This window comes from Paenibacillus pseudetheri, from assembly GCF_924513355.1.
GTDB classification, from domain to species: Bacteria; Bacillota; Bacilli; order Paenibacillales; family Paenibacillaceae; genus Paenibacillus_AQ; species Paenibacillus_AQ pseudetheri.
In genome coordinates this window covers 24527-42339 of sequence record NZ_CAKMAB010000005.1, presented here as the reverse complement: position 1 = coordinate 42339, position 17813 = coordinate 24527, and the positions used below count along the sequence as shown (strand labels likewise).

Sequence of the window (17813 nt, the reverse complement as noted above, 5' to 3'; positions counted from 1 at the left end):
AGGAAATGTAATTATTGTCCTGACAAAGACCTGAAATAGACAGTAAAGCGAGCCTCCCGTAATAGGAGGCTCGCTGTTTTGTGTTTTTGGCGGAGCATCTACAAATGCTTATCGATAAGATTGAAAATCTGAGAAGCCCCGCTGCTTGTATTACATAATACGACCACAGTCTCTCCGCTAGCCGGATAGATAGCCGATCGGAAGGAAACACCGGGATCGTAGCCCATAATGTGAAATTTGAACACTTTTTCTTCTCGGAGGGTGATCCATACACCATAACCATAATAGCCTTCACCATCCACATGTATGTGGGGAGTAAGCAACAATGAAGTGAGTACTGGACTCAAAAGGGTATGGTTCATTAGCCCGTTCCAGAATAGCTGCATGTCGGGAGCGGTTACGAAAGCCCCACCATCAGCGCCTCCTTTTACCGGGATTGAATAGATGTTGCTTCTCCAGCTACCATTCTCTTCCTCTATGTATCCTAGTGCACAATTGGCAGGTAAGGCATCTAATGTAAAATAACCGGATTGTTCCATTCCGCAAGGCTTAAAGATGTGAAGCTCCACATAATCGGAAAAGGACATTCCACTCAGTTCCTCCAACAGAAGACCTAGCACGATATATCCGGCATTGTTGTAGTGGAAACGTTCACCAGGGGTCCACATCATGGGGAGGTTTTGAAACATCGGTACAAAGTCTTCCAGCTGGCGTAAAGTGTACATAGGTTGTGCCTTCCACAGTTCTTCGAAATCATCCATGATTGTTTCATCAAAATAATCTGGAATCCCAGAGCTGTGCGTAAGCAGCTGATGTATGGTGATTTCAGAATTAAAGAGAGGGAACTCTACCTTCTTTAGATAGTCTGATAATCTGCTTTCGAAAGAAATCAATCCCCTTTCGACCAGTTGACAGACGGCAATTGCTGTGAATATTTTACACCCGGAAGCGATCCCGAACCGAGTATGATTATTGTTTTCGCGCTTATCCGACTTATTGGCATAACCGTAACAGCTGCTGACGATTTCTTTATTATATTGTTTTGCTAGTACTACGCCTGAGAAATCGTTCTGTTTTGCTTCTGTCTCAATATAAGTTTTAAGTGGGTTCATTGTATATTCACTCCTCTGTAAGACAGTATAGGTTCTTAGATATCATTCGTGAAAGCCTACGATTTACCTTTAAAAGTCTTAAAATAAGGACTAAAAAAATGGAAATACTTTAAATTTGAAATATTATTTATTCTCCCCTATAATAAAAATGCTCTGCAACTGCTGCTGGGCTTTTTTTAATTAATGACATCCTTACTTCTTGAGATAAATAATTGTGGTTATTTCCTTAAAAATGGAATAATTTCCACCCTTTCTGACGAAACTGGAACACAGTACCTGTGATATGAAGGTTAACGTTCAGGAGGGGAACCATTGTGAGAAAAATGCGTTTTGCTGTGCTTGTGCTCTGTATCGCTGTGTCGGTTCTAGGACCTATGTCAGGCGCTTATGCAGAAGAAAAAACCAAGGACTCTGGCAGTAATACTGCCGCTGTAGACCTCGCACCGGGAGCACGTTCTGCTATTTTGATGGACGCTGGTACCGGAACCGTTATTTATGAGAAGAACAGCCATGATAAGCTGCCTCCCGCAAGTATTACGAAAATTATGACAATGTTACTAACGGTGGAAGCGCTGGATGAAGGAAGGCTGCAGCTGACTGATAAGGTGCGAACAAGTGAATATGCGGCTTCTATGGGCGGATCGCAGATTTTTCTGGAGCCTGGTGAAGAAATGACGGTAGACGATATGCTCAAAGGCATCGCTATGGCCTCTGGTAATGATGCTTCTGTGGCGATGGCGGAGAAAATAGCTGGTTCAGAGAGTGCTTTTGTCGATCTGATGAATAAACGTGCAGAGGAACTGGGTCTAAAAGATACCCACTTTGCCAACTGCAACGGTCTTCCAGCCGCCAATCACTATTCCTCAGCTTACGATATTGCGGTCATCAGTCGGGAGCTTTTGAAGCATGATCAAATTATCAAATATACCGGTTCCTATCAGGATTACTTACGTAAGGATTCAACCAAACCGTTCTGGTTGGTGAACACGAACAAGCTGGTGCGTTTCTACACTGGTGCTGACGGATTGAAGACAGGTTACACTGCTGAGGCAAAATTCTGTCTGTCCGCTACAGCAGCTAGAGATGGCCTACGTGCTGTCGCTGTTGTGCTAGGCGAGCCGAACACAAAGACACGCAACAGTGAAGTGTCAGGCATGTTCGATTATCTGTTCTCGCAATATAAAGTACACACGATCCATAAAGAAGGGGATGCCATTGGCACCCTAAAGATTGAAAAGGGCGTAAAATCCGAGTTGCCGATAACAGCCAAAGAGACGTACAGTGTTCTTTTGAAAAAAGGTGTGACTCAAGAAGGCATTCGCCACGAACTAGTATTGCCGGAAAGCGTGAAGGCTCCAGTAGCTGAAGGTCAATCTGTGGGCAAGCTAGTGGTCTACCAAGGAACCCAAGTGATTAAGGAATATGAATTAAAAGCAGGGGAAGCTGTGCCGAAAGCAGGCTGGTGGAAGCTCTTTAAGCGCACAACAGGCTCGATGTTCGGCGTAGATTAAAAACGGTTTTTTTGTAGATTACCCCCATGTACTCTGTAGATTCATAGGGGTTTTCTTCTAGTTTTGTCGTGAGGCAGGATTCCTGATTTGCCGCGTAGAAAACCTTGTCCTTGAAGGGAATAGGTACTGTCTTTCAAGGTCAGTTTTCAAAGCAACGAAGAGGAGAGTGGCAAGCATGAATTCTCATGTGGAGATGGAGCATCACAGGGGTGTGTTGATTGTCCGTTTATCAGGGGAGTTGGATCATCACGCAGCCGATTTTGTAAGAATGGATATGGATGAAGCGATTATGCGTGGTCAGGTATCGCATTTGGTTCTTAGTCTTAAGCATCTGCAGTTTATGGACAGTTCAGGTCTAGGCGTGATTCTGGGAAGGTATAAACTGATCCACAGCAAAGGTGGAAAAATGGTTGTGTGTGATGCAACGGCACCTGTGAAGCGGCTGCTGGAAATGTCAGGCCTGTTCAAAATCATGCCCCTATATGACGACGAGAGTACTGCACTCTCGGATTTGGAGGTTGCGTTATGACAAATAGTAAGGCTGGTAACTTCATGAACGTGCAGTTCGCTGCACGCTCGGAGAACGAATCGTTCGCGCGTATAGTCGTAGCAGCGTTCGTTTCCCGGCTTGATCCTACGATGGACGAGCTGAATGATCTGAAGACAGTCGTGTCGGAAGCGGTCACCAACTGTATTATTCATGGGTATGATAGTGATCCGGAAGGTATTGTGACCATTTCGGCTTCGCTGGACAACGAAACGGTACATCTAACTATTGAGGATCAAGGACGGGGCATTGAGGATTTGGAGCTGGCGCAACAGCCGCTGTATACCTCTAAGCCAGAGCTGGAGCGGTCGGGCATGGGCTTTACTATTATGGAGAATTTCATGGATGAATTTGAAGTCACTAGTGAACCGGGACACGGTACTTCTATCTCAATGAAGAAAACCATCGTCTCGAAAAAAGCTTTATACAATTAGGGGTTGGAGCCATGGATGCAGAGTCAAAAAAAGCTCCGCCGACCTATTTGGACGATGCGGAGGTCAAACGTCTTATCGCGCTCAGTCAGGCCGGAGATAGTCTTGCCCGCGACACGCTTGTAAGCTGTAATATCCGACTGGTCTGGTCGGTAGTGCAGCGGTTTATGAACCGCGGGTATGAGCCTGACGATTTGTTCCAGATCGGTTGCATTGGACTACTAAAGTCCGTTGATAAATTTGACCTCAGTTATGAGGTTAAGTTCTCCACTTATGCGGTGCCGATGATTATCGGTGAGATCCAGCGTTTCCTTCGTGACGATGGCACCTTGAAGGTCAGTCGTTCCCTTAAGGAAATGGCTAATAAAGTTCGTAAGATGAAGGACGAAATGTCTAAAACGCTTGATCGTCTACCTACGATTGGGGAAGTTGCGGAAGCGCTAGGGGTTACACCCGAAGAAGTGGTATTCGCTCAAGAAGCCAATAAGCCACCGACCTCTATCCATGAGACGGTGTTCGAGAATGATGGAGATCCGATCACGCTGATTGATCAAATCGCTGACGAATCACAGGAGCGTTGGTTCGACAAGCTGGCATTAAATGAAGCTATCGGAGGCCTAAGTGAACGTGAACGTCTCATTGTGTATCTTCGCTACTATCGTGATCAAACGCAGTCGGAGGTTGCCAGTCGTCTAGGGATCTCTCAAGTGCAGGTATCCCGGCTGGAGAAGAAAATATTGCAGAGTATCCGTGAGCAGATTGCTCAGTAGGATAAAGTTATTCATGTAATGACGCTTGTAAAACAGCGAATTAGAACAAAAAGCCGCCCCGAAAAGGGGGGGCTTTTTATGTGGAGGTGATCTCAATATGCATTCACTCGGCGACGAGAATGTGATCACATGGTCTATGGATATGAAAGAAAATCTGCTGACGATGTCGAATATTTTAGAGGATTGGGTTGGTTGCACAAGTAAGACTATACCGCACAGCCCTGATTTTTTGCGGGAACTTGTGTATGAAGTGGATCTTGATCGATATGATGCCTACATGGAAAGATTAACAGCTGGTCATATTAGTAGTCTTGAGTATCGGATGCAACTACCTGCTGAAGGACTGAAGTGGGTTCAAAGTATCGGCACGCCTATCCTAAATAAGGAGAACAAGGTCTGCCGAATAGATGGAATTATGCTGGACATTACTGAACAAAAAACGGCGCAAATTCAATTAGAAAGCTCATTTTCTTTGTATCAACAGATGTTCTCCAATCTTGACGTGGCGATTTGGTCTTATGATTACGTAGCAAAGAAAGTATTGTTTATATCGGATGCCATTCTCAATATCACTGGTTATTCCGTTGAACAGGCGAAAGAGGATGACTTTTGGTTCCGTATAGCTCATAAGGAAGAAACCCCCTCGATTCAGGAGATCCTATCGACGGCTCGGCAAGGGATTCCAAAGCTTAGTGAGTATCGGATTATCCATGCAAATGGTGAGCCCCGATGGATACAGGTCAGAATCATACCCAGTCTGGATGAATCCCAAGCGGTAGTCCGGCTTGACGGGATCTTGGCAGATATCACGGAAAGAAAGTTGATGAAAGAGGCTTTGCTCAAAAGCGAACAGCGCTATAAATCCTTATTTGACTATAACTCAGACGTCGTATGTGAGGTGAATCTGCAAGGTGATATTTTGGCAATCAATTCTGCAGCAGAGCAAATTACTGGAGAGTCTTTAAGTATGGTCGGAGAGAATTTGTCTATCATGAATCTATTTGGAATAGAAAATATACCGGGGATGCTGGATTATTTTGAAAGAACAGTACGGGGATCTGCTCAGCACTATGTTGTGGACTCTTCCCGTAAGGATGGATCAGTGAGCCACTGGTCTATGAAAAATATCCCGACTTATGTGAATAATCGTATTGTTGGTGCTTTTGTAGTTGCTAGAGATATAACATCAGCAGTAGAAGTAGAACACAAGTTGGCACAGCGTGAGGCAGAGTATAGACTTATTATTAATAACATGAAGGATATGATGGGTGTTCTGGATCAAAAAGGTAATTTTATTGTAGCTTCCCCCTCCTGTGAGACTCTAATCGGTATTCCTGTAGGTTTAATCAAGGACACCACCATCCTAAAGTATATCGATCCAGATGAGCAAGACAGCTTACAAGAACAGATATTAAATATTTTTCGGACAAAAACGAGCAAGATGTTTTACAATCGTTTTATTCATTCAGAAGGTTATATCTTAAATTTAGAATGTCTTGCTACTCCCGTTCTAGGTGAGGATGGAGAAGTAATTAGCATTGTATTTGTAGCAAGAGACATTACTAAGAGAATCCAAATGGAAAGAGAATTAAGGGAAAGCGAGGAACTCAATCAGCAGCTGATCAAGATGTCGCCTGAAGCGGTTGTTCTCCATAGCGATTATAAGTTTGTTTATGTAAATTTTTCTTGTCTTGGTTTATTTGGAGTTTACGATGAGAGTCAACTGATCGGTGAAAATATTTTCAATTGGGCGCATCCAGAGTATCTGACGCTAACGAAAGAACGCATGCGTGAGATCTATAAAGAACCCTATAAAATCTTAGCTCCTGTTGAACAAAAGGTCGTACGTTCAGATGGAACGATTATCGATGTAGAAGTAACCGCTAGCTCCATTTTGCACAAAGGAAAAGTCGCATGTATCTCAATATTTAGAGATATAAGTGATCGAAAAAAAGCAGATGAGGACAGAGAACATACAGAGCAGATTATTCGTGAAAGTGAGGAACGGTATTTTCGCTTGCAAATGAGTCTGGATCAATTCTCCCAAGATCTTTTTGGTGTGATGAAAATTAGTCATATGGAACAGCGGTTACTTAGAGAAGTCAGAGAGACTCTGCAGATAACAAATATAAATTTTATCGCAGTTGAATCTAATTATGATAAATTATGTGAAATTATTGAGACTGAGCATGGGTATTCACTCAAGATCGGGGAGTCCCGAGGAAAAAGCTACTTGCTATCGATTAACGAGAAGACGCTTTTACTAGAAATCGGTTCTATTCGAGTGTGGCTTGAAACGATTACCCGTTATGTCAGTGTTCTCTTTGATCATTTTTTGCTCATTGAAGATTTAACGAAAGATCTTGAGCTAGCAGCTTCCAAGCAATTTGCTCCTACATGGCTTCTCCGCTTTATGTTTAATTTATCCGAGAATGAGCGAAAAAGACTTGCTCAGGACTTACACGACTCAGCGCTTCAAGAACAGATTATCTGGTATCGTAAGCTGGATCTTCTCTTAGGTGAAAGGTCCATTAAAGGGGAACTTAGAGAACAACTAGAACAAATCTCAGAAGGCTTACTCGATGTGATCTATCAACTACGGATTATTTGTAACGAGCTAAGACCCCCTGCATTAATCAATGAAGGGCTTATCTCTTCGCTGGAGACCTTATTTGAATTTACGCAGCTACGTACCAACTATCAGATTTATTTCGAGTCTGAAGCATTCACGCATAAGTTAGATGATGAAGTGCTTATAGGTCTGTACCGTATTGTGCAGGAGCTTTTAGCTAATGCAGCGAAGCACTCTTTTGCGACAGAAGTCTACATCACTTTAGCTAGTGAAGACAATCATATTCATTTGGATTATAAAGATAACGGAATTGGAATGAACCTATTTGGAGAGGATTCTCTCACGAGTATGGGGATTTATGGTATGAAGGAAAGAGTTCGAAGTATGGATGGGACAATAGTATTTCACTCGCCAGATAAAAAGGGATTAGCGGTGAATATATCTATACCTGCAGATTAATCATGCGGCATAACAATTGGATAGAGGGGTAGTCATAGGCATGATTGAAATATTGTTAGTGGATGATCATCCATCTGTTATGGAAGGGACTAGGATGATATTAGAACAAGAGGGGGATATAAAGGTTACGCTAGCCAACTCAGCTCATGAGGTGCTTGAAATGGTTAGTAGTCGTTATTTTGATGTAATGTTATTTGATCTTCATATCGCGGATGTGAACGGGATTGATTTGGCGAAGCAAGTATTAACCTTGAATGCCGATGCGATTATCCTAATCTATACCGGATATGAATTTAATAACAAATTTAACCTGATGATCGAATCAGGGATATTTGGCTTTATCTCAAAAACGACCAATAGAGAGCAGTTGATTACAGCGGTACGCTGTGCATTAAGAGGAGAAGTCATTCTACCACGGACCTTAGTTAAGCAGTTAAGGAAAGTACCGCCTAAAGGATTAGAAATTAATGATGAGCAAGTAGTCTCCATGATCAGCAAAAGGGAACATGAAATGCTAACGGAAATTGCAAAGGGGAAAAGTAATAAAGAAATAGCGGAGATTGTGCTGATGAGTCAGCGATCTCTCGAATATAGCTTAACGAATTTGTTCCAAAAGCTAAATGTGAAGTCTAGAATTGAAGCGGCTATAAAAGCTAAACGGCTCGGAATATTGAAGGAATCAGATTTTACTAATTCATTGTGAAAATACGTAACAACCCTATAGATTGAGATCCCGATCACTAGATAGTGAGGCGGGATTTTTTGTTTTGCGCTTCATTGCGGAGGTGCGCAATAATTTTGCGTGATCACGCCATTTTTTTTCGGTTACCATATTCTTCTTACAGTTTATGATGAAATAGTTCCTAAGAATTACTAAAAATTGACTAACGTAATGAGGTGCAGAAGGATGAAATGGTTTTATAATTTGAGAACAGCAGTGAAGCTAATCTCAGCATTTGTTTTGGTATCAGTCATTTTATGCTTTGTAGGATTCTATGGAATAAGCAATTTGAGTAAGATGGACGAGTCCATCGAGGATATGTATAAGAATCGCTTAACACCGATTGCCTATCTTGGTGAAGCGAATGAACTTTTTTTAACGAATAGAATAAACATACGGGATATAAATACCATGGCCAAAACCGAGGTGAAGAAAAAAGAGTATCGGGATAAATTACATAAGAATGTCCAAAGTATTGAAGACATTATGAGTAAATATAGTAAGACAAAATTGAAAGAAGAAGAATTAGAGAAGATGAAGGATTATCCTGAGATCTGGCAACGTTATACCACCAGTGTAGATCATGCGATTGAATTGGATAAGAAGATCATTAGTAATGATGAATATACGAATTATTTGCTAACAGGAGATTTACAGCTGGCCACTACGAAGATGACGGATTTCTTGCAAGGTTTAATTGACATTAATATGAAGCAGGCACAGGAATCCAGTGATAACGCCAATAAATTATATCAATCCTCCAGGTTGATTACCTTTAGTGTTACGATTATTGCACTTCTAATCAGCGTGGGTTTTGGTTATCTAATCTCGCAAATTATAGCACGGCCTCTAAATCAAGTGATGCGCCTGCTAGGTAAAGTAGCCAATGGAGACTTAAGCGAAACTTCGAATCTAAATTCTAAGGATGAGATCGGAAAACTTGCGAATTCTGTGAATGAAATGGTTCTGAACTTAAGGCATACTGTGGGGGGGATTTTGTCCTCTGCGGAAAGCGTCTCGGCGGCAGCACAGCAAATATCAGCCAGTACTGAGGAAGTAGCTAGCGGCAGTATGAGTCAAGCCACTGCAGCGCAAACGATGAATGAGTTGTTCCGAGAATTGTCTGAGGCGATTAATTCAGTAGCTCAGAGTGCAGAGCAAGCCTCAGAGCTGTCAGATCATACAATGCGTATTGCTCAGGATGGAGGTGCGGTGGTTACCGACTCCATTCAAGGGATGACGTTACTTAACAACCAAATGTCTAGACTAGAAGAAGGCTCAGATAAAATTGGCGAGATCATTGCGGTCATTGATGATATTGCTAAACAGACAAATCTGCTGGCCCTAAATGCAGCTATAGAAGCGGCTCGTGCAGGAGAACAGGGCAGAGGATTTGCTGTTGTAGCGAATGAAGTAAGAAAGTTAGCAGAGCGGAGCAGTGAGGCTACTAAGCAAGTCACGGACATTATTAAAGATATGCAGAAGAATACGCAGCATAGCGTGAAGGCTGTAGTCGAAGGCGTAACTTTTTCACAAAAAAATGGGGAAGCCTTTGAACATATTCTCTCTATGGTGAACGATACTGCTCATAAAGTAACAGAAATCGCTGCTGCCAGCGAAGAACAGGCCGCGCAGTCATCAGAGGTGTTGTACTCAATTGAGAGTATATCAGCAGCAACGGAAGAAATGGCGGCAAGCAGTAGTGAAACGGCAACAACCGCTAATGCATTAGCACAGCTTGCGGAGGAACTAAATGCACTCGTATCTATTTTTAAAGTTAAATAAACAGTGTCATGGGGATCATCATTGATAGGAGAGGAGAAGTAGTGCAAAACATAAAGGTGCTCGTTGTAGCTACTTCAGTAATAATGGGTAAACAGATCTCGAACCTAATTGCGGAGGATTCAATTATCGAGGTCATTGGAGCAGCTCGAAATGCATCCGAAGCGGTTAGCATGGTTCAAGAACTCCGGCCTGATGTCGTGACGATTGATATAGAAGTGCCAGAATTGAATAGTTTAGTAGCACTCTCTAGCATGATGTCACAGCGTCCAACCCCTATCCTTATCCTAAGCTCGGGATCAAAGGATGGAATAACAGCAACCATCACAGGTCTACAGAATGGAGCAGTGGATTTTATCTCCAAGCCAACTCAGTTATTTGGACCAGATTTATCCCAAATAAAAGACGAGCTAATATTCAAGCTTAAACAAGCTGCTCAAATTCCTTTGAGAACTCTTATCCTTAACAATATAACTGTTTCCACAGTGATTGCAGGACAACAAGTAGAAGACGCTCCTAAAACCGGATGTATGGAAGGCTTCGATCAAATCGTAGCCATAGGATGTGGAGTAGGTGGCCCGAAGGCGCTTGAAATTGTAATTGGCTCTCTCCCGGCAAACTTCCCATATCCTTTGTTGATCGTTCAGCATATGCCGCCTAAGTATACGAAAGTATTAGCAGAACGATTAAATCGCTTCTCAAGTGTACAGGTGGTTGAGGCGAAGAATGATCAGTTGGTACTCGGAGGAACGGCATATATTGCACCTGGTAATTGTCATATGACCGTAGTTCAGCAAGGGCAAGTATGTAGAATCAAACTTCACAAGAAAGCTCCCGTGAACGGATACCGTCCATCCATTGATGTATTGTTCGAATCGATTTCTGGACTGAAAAGCTTGAAGCAGCATTTGATACTAATGACCGGAAGGGGAAGCGATGGCGCGAGAGGCATGCTGGATGCCAAACAAGCTGGCGCCCAATCCACCCTTGTAGAATCGCAAGAGACTTCGATTGTAAATGAAATGCCTGAAGCGGCAGTTGAGCTCGGATGTGTGGATTATGAGGTTCCCTCTCATTTGTTAGCCTCGAAGATTATGGAGGTTACGGGGGAGTTGCGGCGGTAGGTGTGGAAGAGTTATTTTAGAGCCTTTTATGAGGGCTCTTTTTTTTCATTGGAAAATACTACTTCGGTTATGTTGTCAGTAAATTTATGATAAATAGTTGAGACTTTACTATGGCTGTAATAACTTCTGTGAGCAATCTAACAACCGATCTCTTCACTTAGTTTTATAGTGTTTACAGGAATAACATAATTCCATTTAATGTTAATCCGCCAAGCTATGAAGGGGAAGGTGCGAGCATGCCTATTTTAGAGGTAGAGAATCTCTCAAAAGAATATAAAGGCACGGGGAAAATGAATGTGTTTCGGGCGCTAAACGGCATAAGCCTGAGTGTGGTTAGCGGAGAGCTTGTAGCGATTATGGGACCTTCGGGGAGCGGTAAAACGACGCTGCTGAATATCCTCAGCGGGATTGACACGGAATATAGTGGGGTAGTCCGGATGCAGAGACTAGTATAAGCGAGATGTCTAAGAACGAGCTTGCACTGTTTCGCCGGCAGCGAATGGGGTTCGTTTTTCAAGATTACAATCTGCTGGATAGCCTGACCCTACGGGAAAATATAATGGTGCCCATGGTTCTGGATGATCAAGAGGTAGACGACATCAATACCAAGACAGATGAGACGTTATTACTCTTTGATCTGGATGAGGTGAAGGACAAATATCCGTATATGGTTTCAGGAGGACAGCAACAACGAGCGGCGATTAGCAGAGCGATTATTAATGATCCGGAGGTGATCTTTGCGGATGAGCCAACGGGGAATTTGGATTCCAAATCCTCAAGTATCGTGATGAAGACCTTCGCCAAACTGAATGCTCTGAAAGGAGTAACAATTGTGATGGTCACACATGATCCTTTTGCGGCCAGCTATTGTAATCGCGTGCTCTTTATCAAGGATGGGAAGGCTCTATTAGAGATTACTAGGGACAATAAAGAACGGAGAGCATTTTTTGATAGGATTCTGGAGAGTCTGGCCTTCATTGGAGGGGGAGAAGATGACCTTTAGGAGAATGGCTATTCAGATTTTTAAGGCGAACCTTAGAAGGTATTTGTTATTTTTCTTATGCAGCAGCTTTACGATTATGGTCTTTTTCGCCTTTTACTCCCTGTATACGAACCCTGATTTTAATGACCCCTATCAAGTGAATGGAATGGTGTCTGGTAATTTATATGCTCCTTTCTTGGTTATGAGAGTGTTTGCTGTTCTATTTATTGTATATGCGCAAATGGCCTTTTTGAAATTTAGAAAAAGCGACTTTGGGCTGTTAATGGTTCTTGGAATGACGAGCCACAATATCCGTAAAATTATTTTGTTAGAAAATAGCATGATCGCACTAGCTTCGATTCTCACGGGTTTAGGTGCAGGGACGGTCTTCTCCGGTCTTTTCTTCTTCATCATCTCGTTGTTTGTTAATATAGGGGACAGTTCTTTTTCACTAACGCTGGAAAGTTATCTGTATACCATTAAATTCTTCGGGATTATTTACATAGCTGTGATTGGAGTCCATTTATTATTAACGCTGAGATACAACATTGTACGCCTTCTAAAAGAATCCAGAGCCGCAGAGCGTAGCCTTCTTCATGGTAAAATCACAGGGATCATCGGAGTCGTACTACTGGGGATCTCCGTTTATGATATGATTACTCATTACAGTCCAGATGATGCCCGTATGTTGTTGATCAATCTGGGAGTAAGTATGGTGGGTGTCTATTTGCTGCTGTCAGGTCTTGGTGACTGGATGAAACTCATCTTTTCGCGATCTACGAAAGCTTATCATAAGCATTTAATGTTTAGCTCCGATTTGAACTATACTCTTGGACGCTCTAAAATAGTACTTTCTCTCATCACCTTCCTCGTCTTCATCACGGTTTTTCTAAGTGGCATTATCTTTTATATTACCTGGGATGCTGAGAATATTCCTGTGAAAAACAACCCTTATGATATTGCCTATGCAGAAGTATTCGGGAAAAATAGCCTTCCATCAGAGACACTCAGCGAAATCACAGATCATGGTGCTACATCGCTGATTTCACACCAAAAGCTTGAATACATTGATTTGTTCTATTTCAAAGTATTTTTGGATCAAAACATAAATACATTAATCGGCAGTGATTATCATGTGGAGAAAGATCACTTTCTTAATCTTGCCTTAGTTGCTCGAAGAGAAGAATGGAAGAATCAAAGACCGGAGATGCCCACCTTCGAAATGAAGCTTTCTTCCGGGAATCATACGCTGCTCTCACAAGGACTTATATTTAAAATGGTATTTAATCCTGTACCGAATCTCATGAATGGTCTTCATGTCATTGTAAACGAAGAGGATTATATGGCGCTGAAAGCGGAGAATATGGATGCGATCGGGAATCTTCAGCTCCTAAATTTCAAGGATTGGAAAAAGACTGCCGATATAGATACCAAGTTGAATGCGGCTTTAGCCAAATACAATAAGGACAATACGAAGTCCTGGTATGGCAATGAACGGCACGAAGCGCTCGTATTTTCCACAAAATCTAGAATAAGTGAGTATTTACAGTTACAGGAGTCCGGTCGATTTGGAATCTTCGTCATTACATTCGTTGGTCTAATATTTTTTGGTGCCTCTTGTATAGTACTGCATTTCAGTATCCAGACCGATTTAGAGCGAGAGAAGATCAAATTCGGGAAGTTGAATAAGATTGGAATTACTTCTAAAAATGTGGCTCAAATGATAGGCGGTCCTTTAAAAGTATTATTTTTTCTTCCTTATGTATTAGGTATTGTGCTAGCTACTGTGTATGTTGTCAGTTCTTCAAGGTTTGAGATGTCTGTAGCTCTGGCGCCATTTTGCTTTTGTTTGTTAGTAGGAGGGGGCTATCTTTTATTTCAAGTACTCTTTTATTATCTATATACCAAAGTATACACTCGCAAGATGCTGGCTCATATCGAACTACTTGATACTCCGACAACGTATAATACAAGATGTGAATTTAATTCCAATTATGATAATATTAACAAATAAAAACGTAGGGGGATTCCGTTTGAAGAAGATTTTATCCAGAATTGCAGTGGCATTATTGATCTTGACCCTAATTGCTATTGTCACTTGCTTCTATATTGGTGAATTCACCTATGCGTATTTATTGATTTTGGTACTGTTTTTCGTCTTTGCGGGTATGGGCCAGCTCTACAAGCTTAAGAATGATGAGTATATGTACAAAAAATTAAACAAAAGCGATTAGTACGAGAACTACACTAGATGATATTCATTGCATAAAGAAACACCCCACTTTAGGCGATATCTAATAAGTGGGGTGTTTCTTTATGTTTGGTACCGTTGCGCTAAATTATCTATTGATGGATCGGGCCATTCTAATATAAGTGTGCCTTTTCCCTCTAATAGCAATGCTATAATCCATAATATTCTCAGGATTAGCCGTTTTATAACCTGCATCGCCAATATGATGCATGTCTGTTCCAGTCATTTTGCACATGAGGGCGATTTGTTTTATCGTATCAGAGTCAGCGTCTTCTTGAGAGGTGCCTATGGCCGTCAGGGTTAAAGCTCCAAGACTATGTGCATATGTAACTAATTCTTTAATGTATTCCATGGTAATACCTGGAACTGTTCCTGGCGCAGGCATTAATATAATATTGGCACCTGCTTCAACAAATTCCTTGATATCAGCTTTGGTGATAATATTTTCACCCGCTTCCTTGAGTGATCCAGATGCATGCATTTTGCCAGCAACTAGAATTATTTCATTTCCCAAAATAGCATGTATCCCTTTCAAGGAACTTGTAATAGCCTTATTAGAAACTCCCGTACCAGGATTACCCGTTAAAATAATCATATCTGCTCCTAGTTCATAAGCTGTTTTAGCCGTATCCGCAGTAGCAAGTCTCCCTTGTGATATCGCTGTTAATCCACCTATAATCTCTTGATCATGATCTACCGGCTCTAAATTAATCCCTATCAACCTTCCAGTCAATCTTTTAATCTCTTTAATTATATTTTGTTTTTCAACATTTGGGATTCCATTAAATATAGGCTCATACACATCGAACATATTTAACAGTAAAATATCTGCACCAAAGGCTGAAGCAAGTTCCGCATTACTAATGGCATGCAGTGTAGGATTATACAGTCCAATGATTTCAGATATTAAGACTCTACCTTCACTAGCAACAATAGAATCTAATATATCTTTTTTTTTCATTTCTACAAAATCTGAAGCATTACAGTCTAATATACGTTTTGTCATGGTAATCCCTCCAATAATTAATAATAAAATAGGCAATAGCAGAAAAGGATATCCTTCTCAGCTATTGCCCATGGAATGGTAACACGCTGTGTTCTTATATATTTAGTTGAATCGAATTATAAATTGATTTGTAAAATTTGTCAATATAGCTTTATGACTCAGTATAGATGAAAAAAGACCCACAAGAAGATCACTTTTTTCAAAGTATCTTTTTGTGAGTCTCATTTAGAGTGCTTGAGTAGGGTGTTTCTTGATGTGTCTATGCTTATTTCTTACCGTTGCGCTCAAGAATCATATCAACGAACAGATCGATTTGTGCGGTAATGGCAATAGGATCATAGCGATAGAAAGTATCAAAATCGTTGTAAAAAAGATGGTCGCTCTTCGCAGCAGCAAGTCCGTTCCAAACGGGTGATTCCTTCAGCTCTTTCAGCTTATCGCCTTTTTTATCAGGATCATAAGTAGTCAGGAACATGTAGTCCGCTGCATATTCTGGCAATAGCTCCATGGATAGCTGCAGTGTTTGGTTGTCATTGCTGTTCTTAGTAGGCATTTTCAGCTTAAGTGCATTATAGAGGGCTTGTCCACCACGGCCCGCATTGTTACCGAAGGTCCACAGCTCACCTTTGTCAGTCAGCTCATATATTCCGAATGTATCATTTTCATTCACGACACTTTTAAGCTTTTCGCGGCCTTCAGAAGCTTTTTTCTCAAAGTCAGCAATGAACTCTTCAGCTTTATCAGGTGCTCCTACGATATCTCCAAACAGTTTTACGGTTTCATAGATGTTCGTAGCAGTACCGTATGGAATGTGAATGGTTGGAGCGATTTTGGATAAAGCATCATAGTTGTCATCGTACATAACTACAATTAGATCAGGTGCAAGTTCTAGTGCTTTCTCAGCGTTGACTGGAGCACCAACATCTTGTGTGTTTTTGAGCAGGTCTTTCAAGAAGGGGTTATCAAAAGTACTAGGTTCAACGCCTATAACGTTAGCTCCAACGGAGAGTAATTCCCCACCATAATAATCTGTAACGATACGCTGAGGTTTAACCGGGATTTGAACAGTACCTTTAGTGGTTTCATAGCTGCGTATTTCAGCAACGGAAGCATCGGGAACAGCCGTTGCCTCTGCACTCGGGGCTGTTGTTACTTCAGTTGTCGCTGTTGGTGTATTAGATGAAGCATTGTTGTTTCCCCCGCAAGCTGTCACAAATACAGACAATAACATTACGAGTGCCAGGATGGGGAATAGGGTCTTTCTTTTTAGCATGGTAAACCTCCCTAAGTATATGTACCAATTGATAATAATGAGAATCATTATCATCGTTATTATCAATTTGAACTGTATCAAAGCTTAGAATTTATGTCAATGCAATAAATTAAATAGCATCAAATAAATCTATCTATTGCCAAACCTAGGAAATGTAACTTACAATAGGCTAATGATAATGAGAATCAATTTCACAGAAATAGGGTGGCATTCATGAATCAACAGATAACTACCAGGATAGGAGCCGATAAAGGAGCAATTAAACGAGAATTTCGTTCACGTCCTTGGGCGGCAACATTAATCTTGGTTGGCGGTCTGGCGTTATTATTATTAGGTATCGCTGTTTCCGTCTCCTTCGGCGCAGCGGATATTAAGCTGTCTGTAGTATGGTCAGCTGTGTTTCACTTTGATCCGGAGATCATGGATCATCAGATTATTAGAGAATTAAGATTACCTCGTGTACTTGGCGGGGCAATGATAGGGGCCAGCTTTGCAGTTGCAGGTGCCATTATGCAAGGGATGACGCGAAATCCATTAGCGGATTCAGGTCTGATGGGTATCAACTCAGGCGCAGGATTTGCGCTCGCACTGTGTTTTGCTTTTTTTCCAAATTTATCGTTTATGTATTTGATTCTATATTCATTCGTGGGTGCCGGAGTAGGTGCAGGCGTAGTATACGGAATTGGATCACTTGCTAAGGGAGGATTAACTCCTGCTCGTTTGGTGCTGGCCGGTGCTGCTTTTAGTGCGCTTTTGTCGGCGCTGAGTGAAGGGGTAGCTTTATATTTTCACATCGGTCAAGATTTAGCCTTCTGGTATGCGGGAGGCGTGGCTGGAACGAAATGGATCCAACTCAAAATCATGTTCCCTTGGATAGGGGCCGCTTTAATAGGTGCAATGGTAATCTCTCGATCGATCACGATGCTCAGTTTAGGTGACGATGTTGCGAAAGGTCTAGGTCAGCGTACAGGGCTTGTGAAGTTGGCAGGTGCATTAATCGTTTTGGTTTTGGCCGGATCATCGGTTGCCGTAGTTGGTGCAGTTGGTTTCATTGGACTGATTATTCCGCATTTGACACGATTTTTTGTGGGTGTCGATTATAGATGGATCATTCCTTGTTCAGCGATCCTCGGCAGTTTACTTGCTGTATTTGCAGATTTAACTGCGCGGATGATTAATCCACCTAATGAAACGCCTCTTGGCGCTATTATTGCACTGATTGGTGTACCTTTCTTCCTTTATCTTGCACGTAAAGAAAGGAGGGAGCTGTAA

The 17813-nt window shown here is 41.7% G+C and carries 16 protein-coding genes; 13 read left to right on the top strand and 3 right to left on the bottom strand.

From position 1 onward, the window contains the following. Positions 1 to 98: 98 nt before the first annotated feature. Positions 99 to 1112, bottom strand: a complete 1014-nt coding sequence (locus tag L1028_RS05920; RefSeq protein ID WP_234532304.1) for a serine hydrolase domain-containing protein — start codon at positions 1110 to 1112, stop codon at positions 99 to 101. Positions 1113 to 1486: 374 nt separating this feature from the next. Between L1028_RS05920 and L1028_RS05915 the strand changes: the two genes are divergently transcribed. The 12 genes from L1028_RS05915 to L1028_RS05865 all read left to right on the top strand — a co-directional run bounded on the left by L1028_RS05915 (position 1487) and on the right by L1028_RS05865 (position 14245). Next, positions 1487 to 2623 (top strand): D-alanyl-D-alanine carboxypeptidase family protein, encoded by a 1137-nt coding sequence (locus tag L1028_RS05915; RefSeq protein ID WP_234532564.1) that lies wholly within the window; start codon positions 1487 to 1489, stop codon positions 2621 to 2623. Between the two features lie 175 nt (positions 2624 to 2798). Continuing rightward, positions 2799 to 3152 carry an anti-sigma F factor antagonist gene (gene spoIIAA / locus L1028_RS05910; RefSeq protein ID WP_042129729.1) on the top strand — a complete coding sequence of 118 codons (354 nt, stop codon included), beginning with the start codon at positions 2799 to 2801 and terminating at the stop codon, positions 3150 to 3152. Then, positions 3149 to 3604 carry an anti-sigma F factor gene (gene spoIIAB, locus L1028_RS05905; RefSeq protein ID WP_234532302.1) on the top strand — a complete coding sequence of 152 codons (456 nt, stop codon included), beginning with the start codon at positions 3149 to 3151 and terminating at the stop codon, positions 3602 to 3604. The genes spoIIAA and spoIIAB overlap by 4 nt, the downstream gene beginning before the upstream one ends. 11 nt (positions 3605 to 3615) lie before the next feature. Continuing rightward, positions 3616 to 4371 carry an RNA polymerase sporulation sigma factor SigF gene (gene sigF, locus L1028_RS05900; protein WP_234532300.1) on the top strand — a complete coding sequence of 252 codons (756 nt, stop codon included), beginning with the start codon at positions 3616 to 3618 and terminating at the stop codon, positions 4369 to 4371. A gap of 97 nt (positions 4372 to 4468) precedes the next feature. Beyond that, positions 4469 to 7402, top strand: coding sequence for a PAS domain S-box protein (locus L1028_RS05895; RefSeq protein ID WP_234532298.1), 2934 nt, complete (start codon positions 4469 to 4471; stop codon positions 7400 to 7402). A 40-nt stretch (positions 7403 to 7442) separates the two neighbouring features. Continuing rightward, a complete protein-coding gene (locus tag L1028_RS05890; RefSeq protein WP_234532296.1) occupies positions 7443 to 8105 on the top strand; it encodes a response regulator transcription factor in 663 nt (220 codons plus the stop codon). Between the two features lie 204 nt (positions 8106 to 8309). Further along, positions 8310 to 9908 carry a HAMP domain-containing methyl-accepting chemotaxis protein gene (locus L1028_RS05885; protein WP_234532294.1) on the top strand — a complete coding sequence of 533 codons (1599 nt, stop codon included), beginning with the start codon at positions 8310 to 8312 and terminating at the stop codon, positions 9906 to 9908. Positions 9909 to 9949: 41 nt separating this feature from the next. Continuing rightward, positions 9950 to 11029 carry a chemotaxis-specific protein-glutamate methyltransferase CheB gene (gene cheB / locus L1028_RS05880; protein WP_234532292.1) on the top strand — a complete coding sequence of 360 codons (1080 nt, stop codon included), beginning with the start codon at positions 9950 to 9952 and terminating at the stop codon, positions 11027 to 11029. A 236-nt stretch (positions 11030 to 11265) separates the two neighbouring features. After that, on the top strand, positions 11266 to 11484 hold the full coding sequence (locus tag L1028_RS31445) for an ATP-binding cassette domain-containing protein (RefSeq protein WP_341482485.1): 219 nt from the start codon (positions 11266 to 11268) through the stop codon (positions 11482 to 11484). Positions 11485 to 11489: 5 nt separating this feature from the next. Continuing rightward, positions 11490 to 12032: an ABC transporter ATP-binding protein gene (locus L1028_RS05875; RefSeq protein ID WP_341482484.1), complete on the top strand. Its 543-nt coding sequence runs from the start codon at positions 11490 to 11492 to the stop codon at positions 12030 to 12032. Further along, on the top strand, positions 12022 to 14025 hold the full coding sequence (locus tag L1028_RS05870; protein ID WP_234532290.1) for an FtsX-like permease family protein: 2004 nt from the start codon (positions 12022 to 12024) through the stop codon (positions 14023 to 14025). Before L1028_RS05875 ends, L1028_RS05870 begins: the two co-directional genes overlap by 11 nt. A gap of 19 nt (positions 14026 to 14044) precedes the next feature. Further along, on the top strand, positions 14045 to 14245 hold the full coding sequence (locus tag L1028_RS05865) for a hypothetical protein (RefSeq protein ID WP_234532288.1): 201 nt from the start codon (positions 14045 to 14047) through the stop codon (positions 14243 to 14245). 105 nt (positions 14246 to 14350) lie between these two features. On the opposite strand, the gene L1028_RS05860 is transcribed toward L1028_RS05865, so the two are convergent. Together L1028_RS05860 and L1028_RS05855 are read right to left on the bottom strand one after the other, a co-directional pair. Then, complete coding sequence (locus L1028_RS05860) at positions 14351 to 15268, bottom strand: DUF7916 family protein (RefSeq protein WP_234532286.1); 918 nt, start codon at positions 15266 to 15268, stop codon at positions 14351 to 14353. Positions 15269 to 15533: 265 nt separating this feature from the next. After that, positions 15534 to 16541 (bottom strand): ABC transporter substrate-binding protein, encoded by a 1008-nt coding sequence (locus tag L1028_RS05855; RefSeq protein WP_234532284.1) that lies wholly within the window; start codon positions 16539 to 16541, stop codon positions 15534 to 15536. Positions 16542 to 16754: 213 nt separating this feature from the next. On the opposite strand from L1028_RS05855, the gene L1028_RS05850 reads away from it, so the two are divergent. Further along, positions 16755 to 17813 (top strand): FecCD family ABC transporter permease, encoded by a 1059-nt coding sequence (locus L1028_RS05850; RefSeq protein ID WP_234532281.1) that lies wholly within the window; start codon positions 16755 to 16757, stop codon positions 17811 to 17813.

Coding starts and splice junctions, on each gene's coding strand:
- L1028_RS05920 (WP_234532304.1), bottom strand. CDS start 1,112: ATGAACCCACTTAAAACTTATATTGAGACAGAAGCAAAACAGAACGAT.
- L1028_RS05915 (WP_234532564.1), top strand. CDS start 1,487: ATGTCAGGCGCTTATGCAGAAGAAAAAACCAAGGACTCTGGCAGTAAT.
- spoIIAA (WP_042129729.1), top strand. CDS start 2,799: ATGAATTCTCATGTGGAGATGGAGCATCACAGGGGTGTGTTGATTGTC.
- spoIIAB (WP_234532302.1), top strand. CDS start 3,149: ATGACAAATAGTAAGGCTGGTAACTTCATGAACGTGCAGTTCGCTGCA.
- sigF (WP_234532300.1), top strand. CDS start 3,616: ATGGATGCAGAGTCAAAAAAAGCTCCGCCGACCTATTTGGACGATGCG.
- L1028_RS05895 (WP_234532298.1), top strand. CDS start 4,469: ATGCATTCACTCGGCGACGAGAATGTGATCACATGGTCTATGGATATG.
- L1028_RS05890 (WP_234532296.1), top strand. CDS start 7,443: ATGATTGAAATATTGTTAGTGGATGATCATCCATCTGTTATGGAAGGG.
- L1028_RS05885 (WP_234532294.1), top strand. CDS start 8,310: ATGAAATGGTTTTATAATTTGAGAACAGCAGTGAAGCTAATCTCAGCA.
- L1028_RS31445 (WP_341482485.1), top strand. CDS start 11,266: ATGCCTATTTTAGAGGTAGAGAATCTCTCAAAAGAATATAAAGGCACG.
- L1028_RS05875 (WP_341482484.1), top strand. CDS start 11,490: ATGTCTAAGAACGAGCTTGCACTGTTTCGCCGGCAGCGAATGGGGTTC.
- L1028_RS05870 (WP_234532290.1), top strand. CDS start 12,022: ATGACCTTTAGGAGAATGGCTATTCAGATTTTTAAGGCGAACCTTAGA.
- L1028_RS05860 (WP_234532286.1), bottom strand. CDS start 15,268: ATGACAAAACGTATATTAGACTGTAATGCTTCAGATTTTGTAGAAATG.
- L1028_RS05855 (WP_234532284.1), bottom strand. CDS start 16,541: ATGCTAAAAAGAAAGACCCTATTCCCCATCCTGGCACTCGTAATGTTA.
- L1028_RS05850 (WP_234532281.1), top strand. CDS start 16,755: ATGAATCAACAGATAACTACCAGGATAGGAGCCGATAAAGGAGCAATT.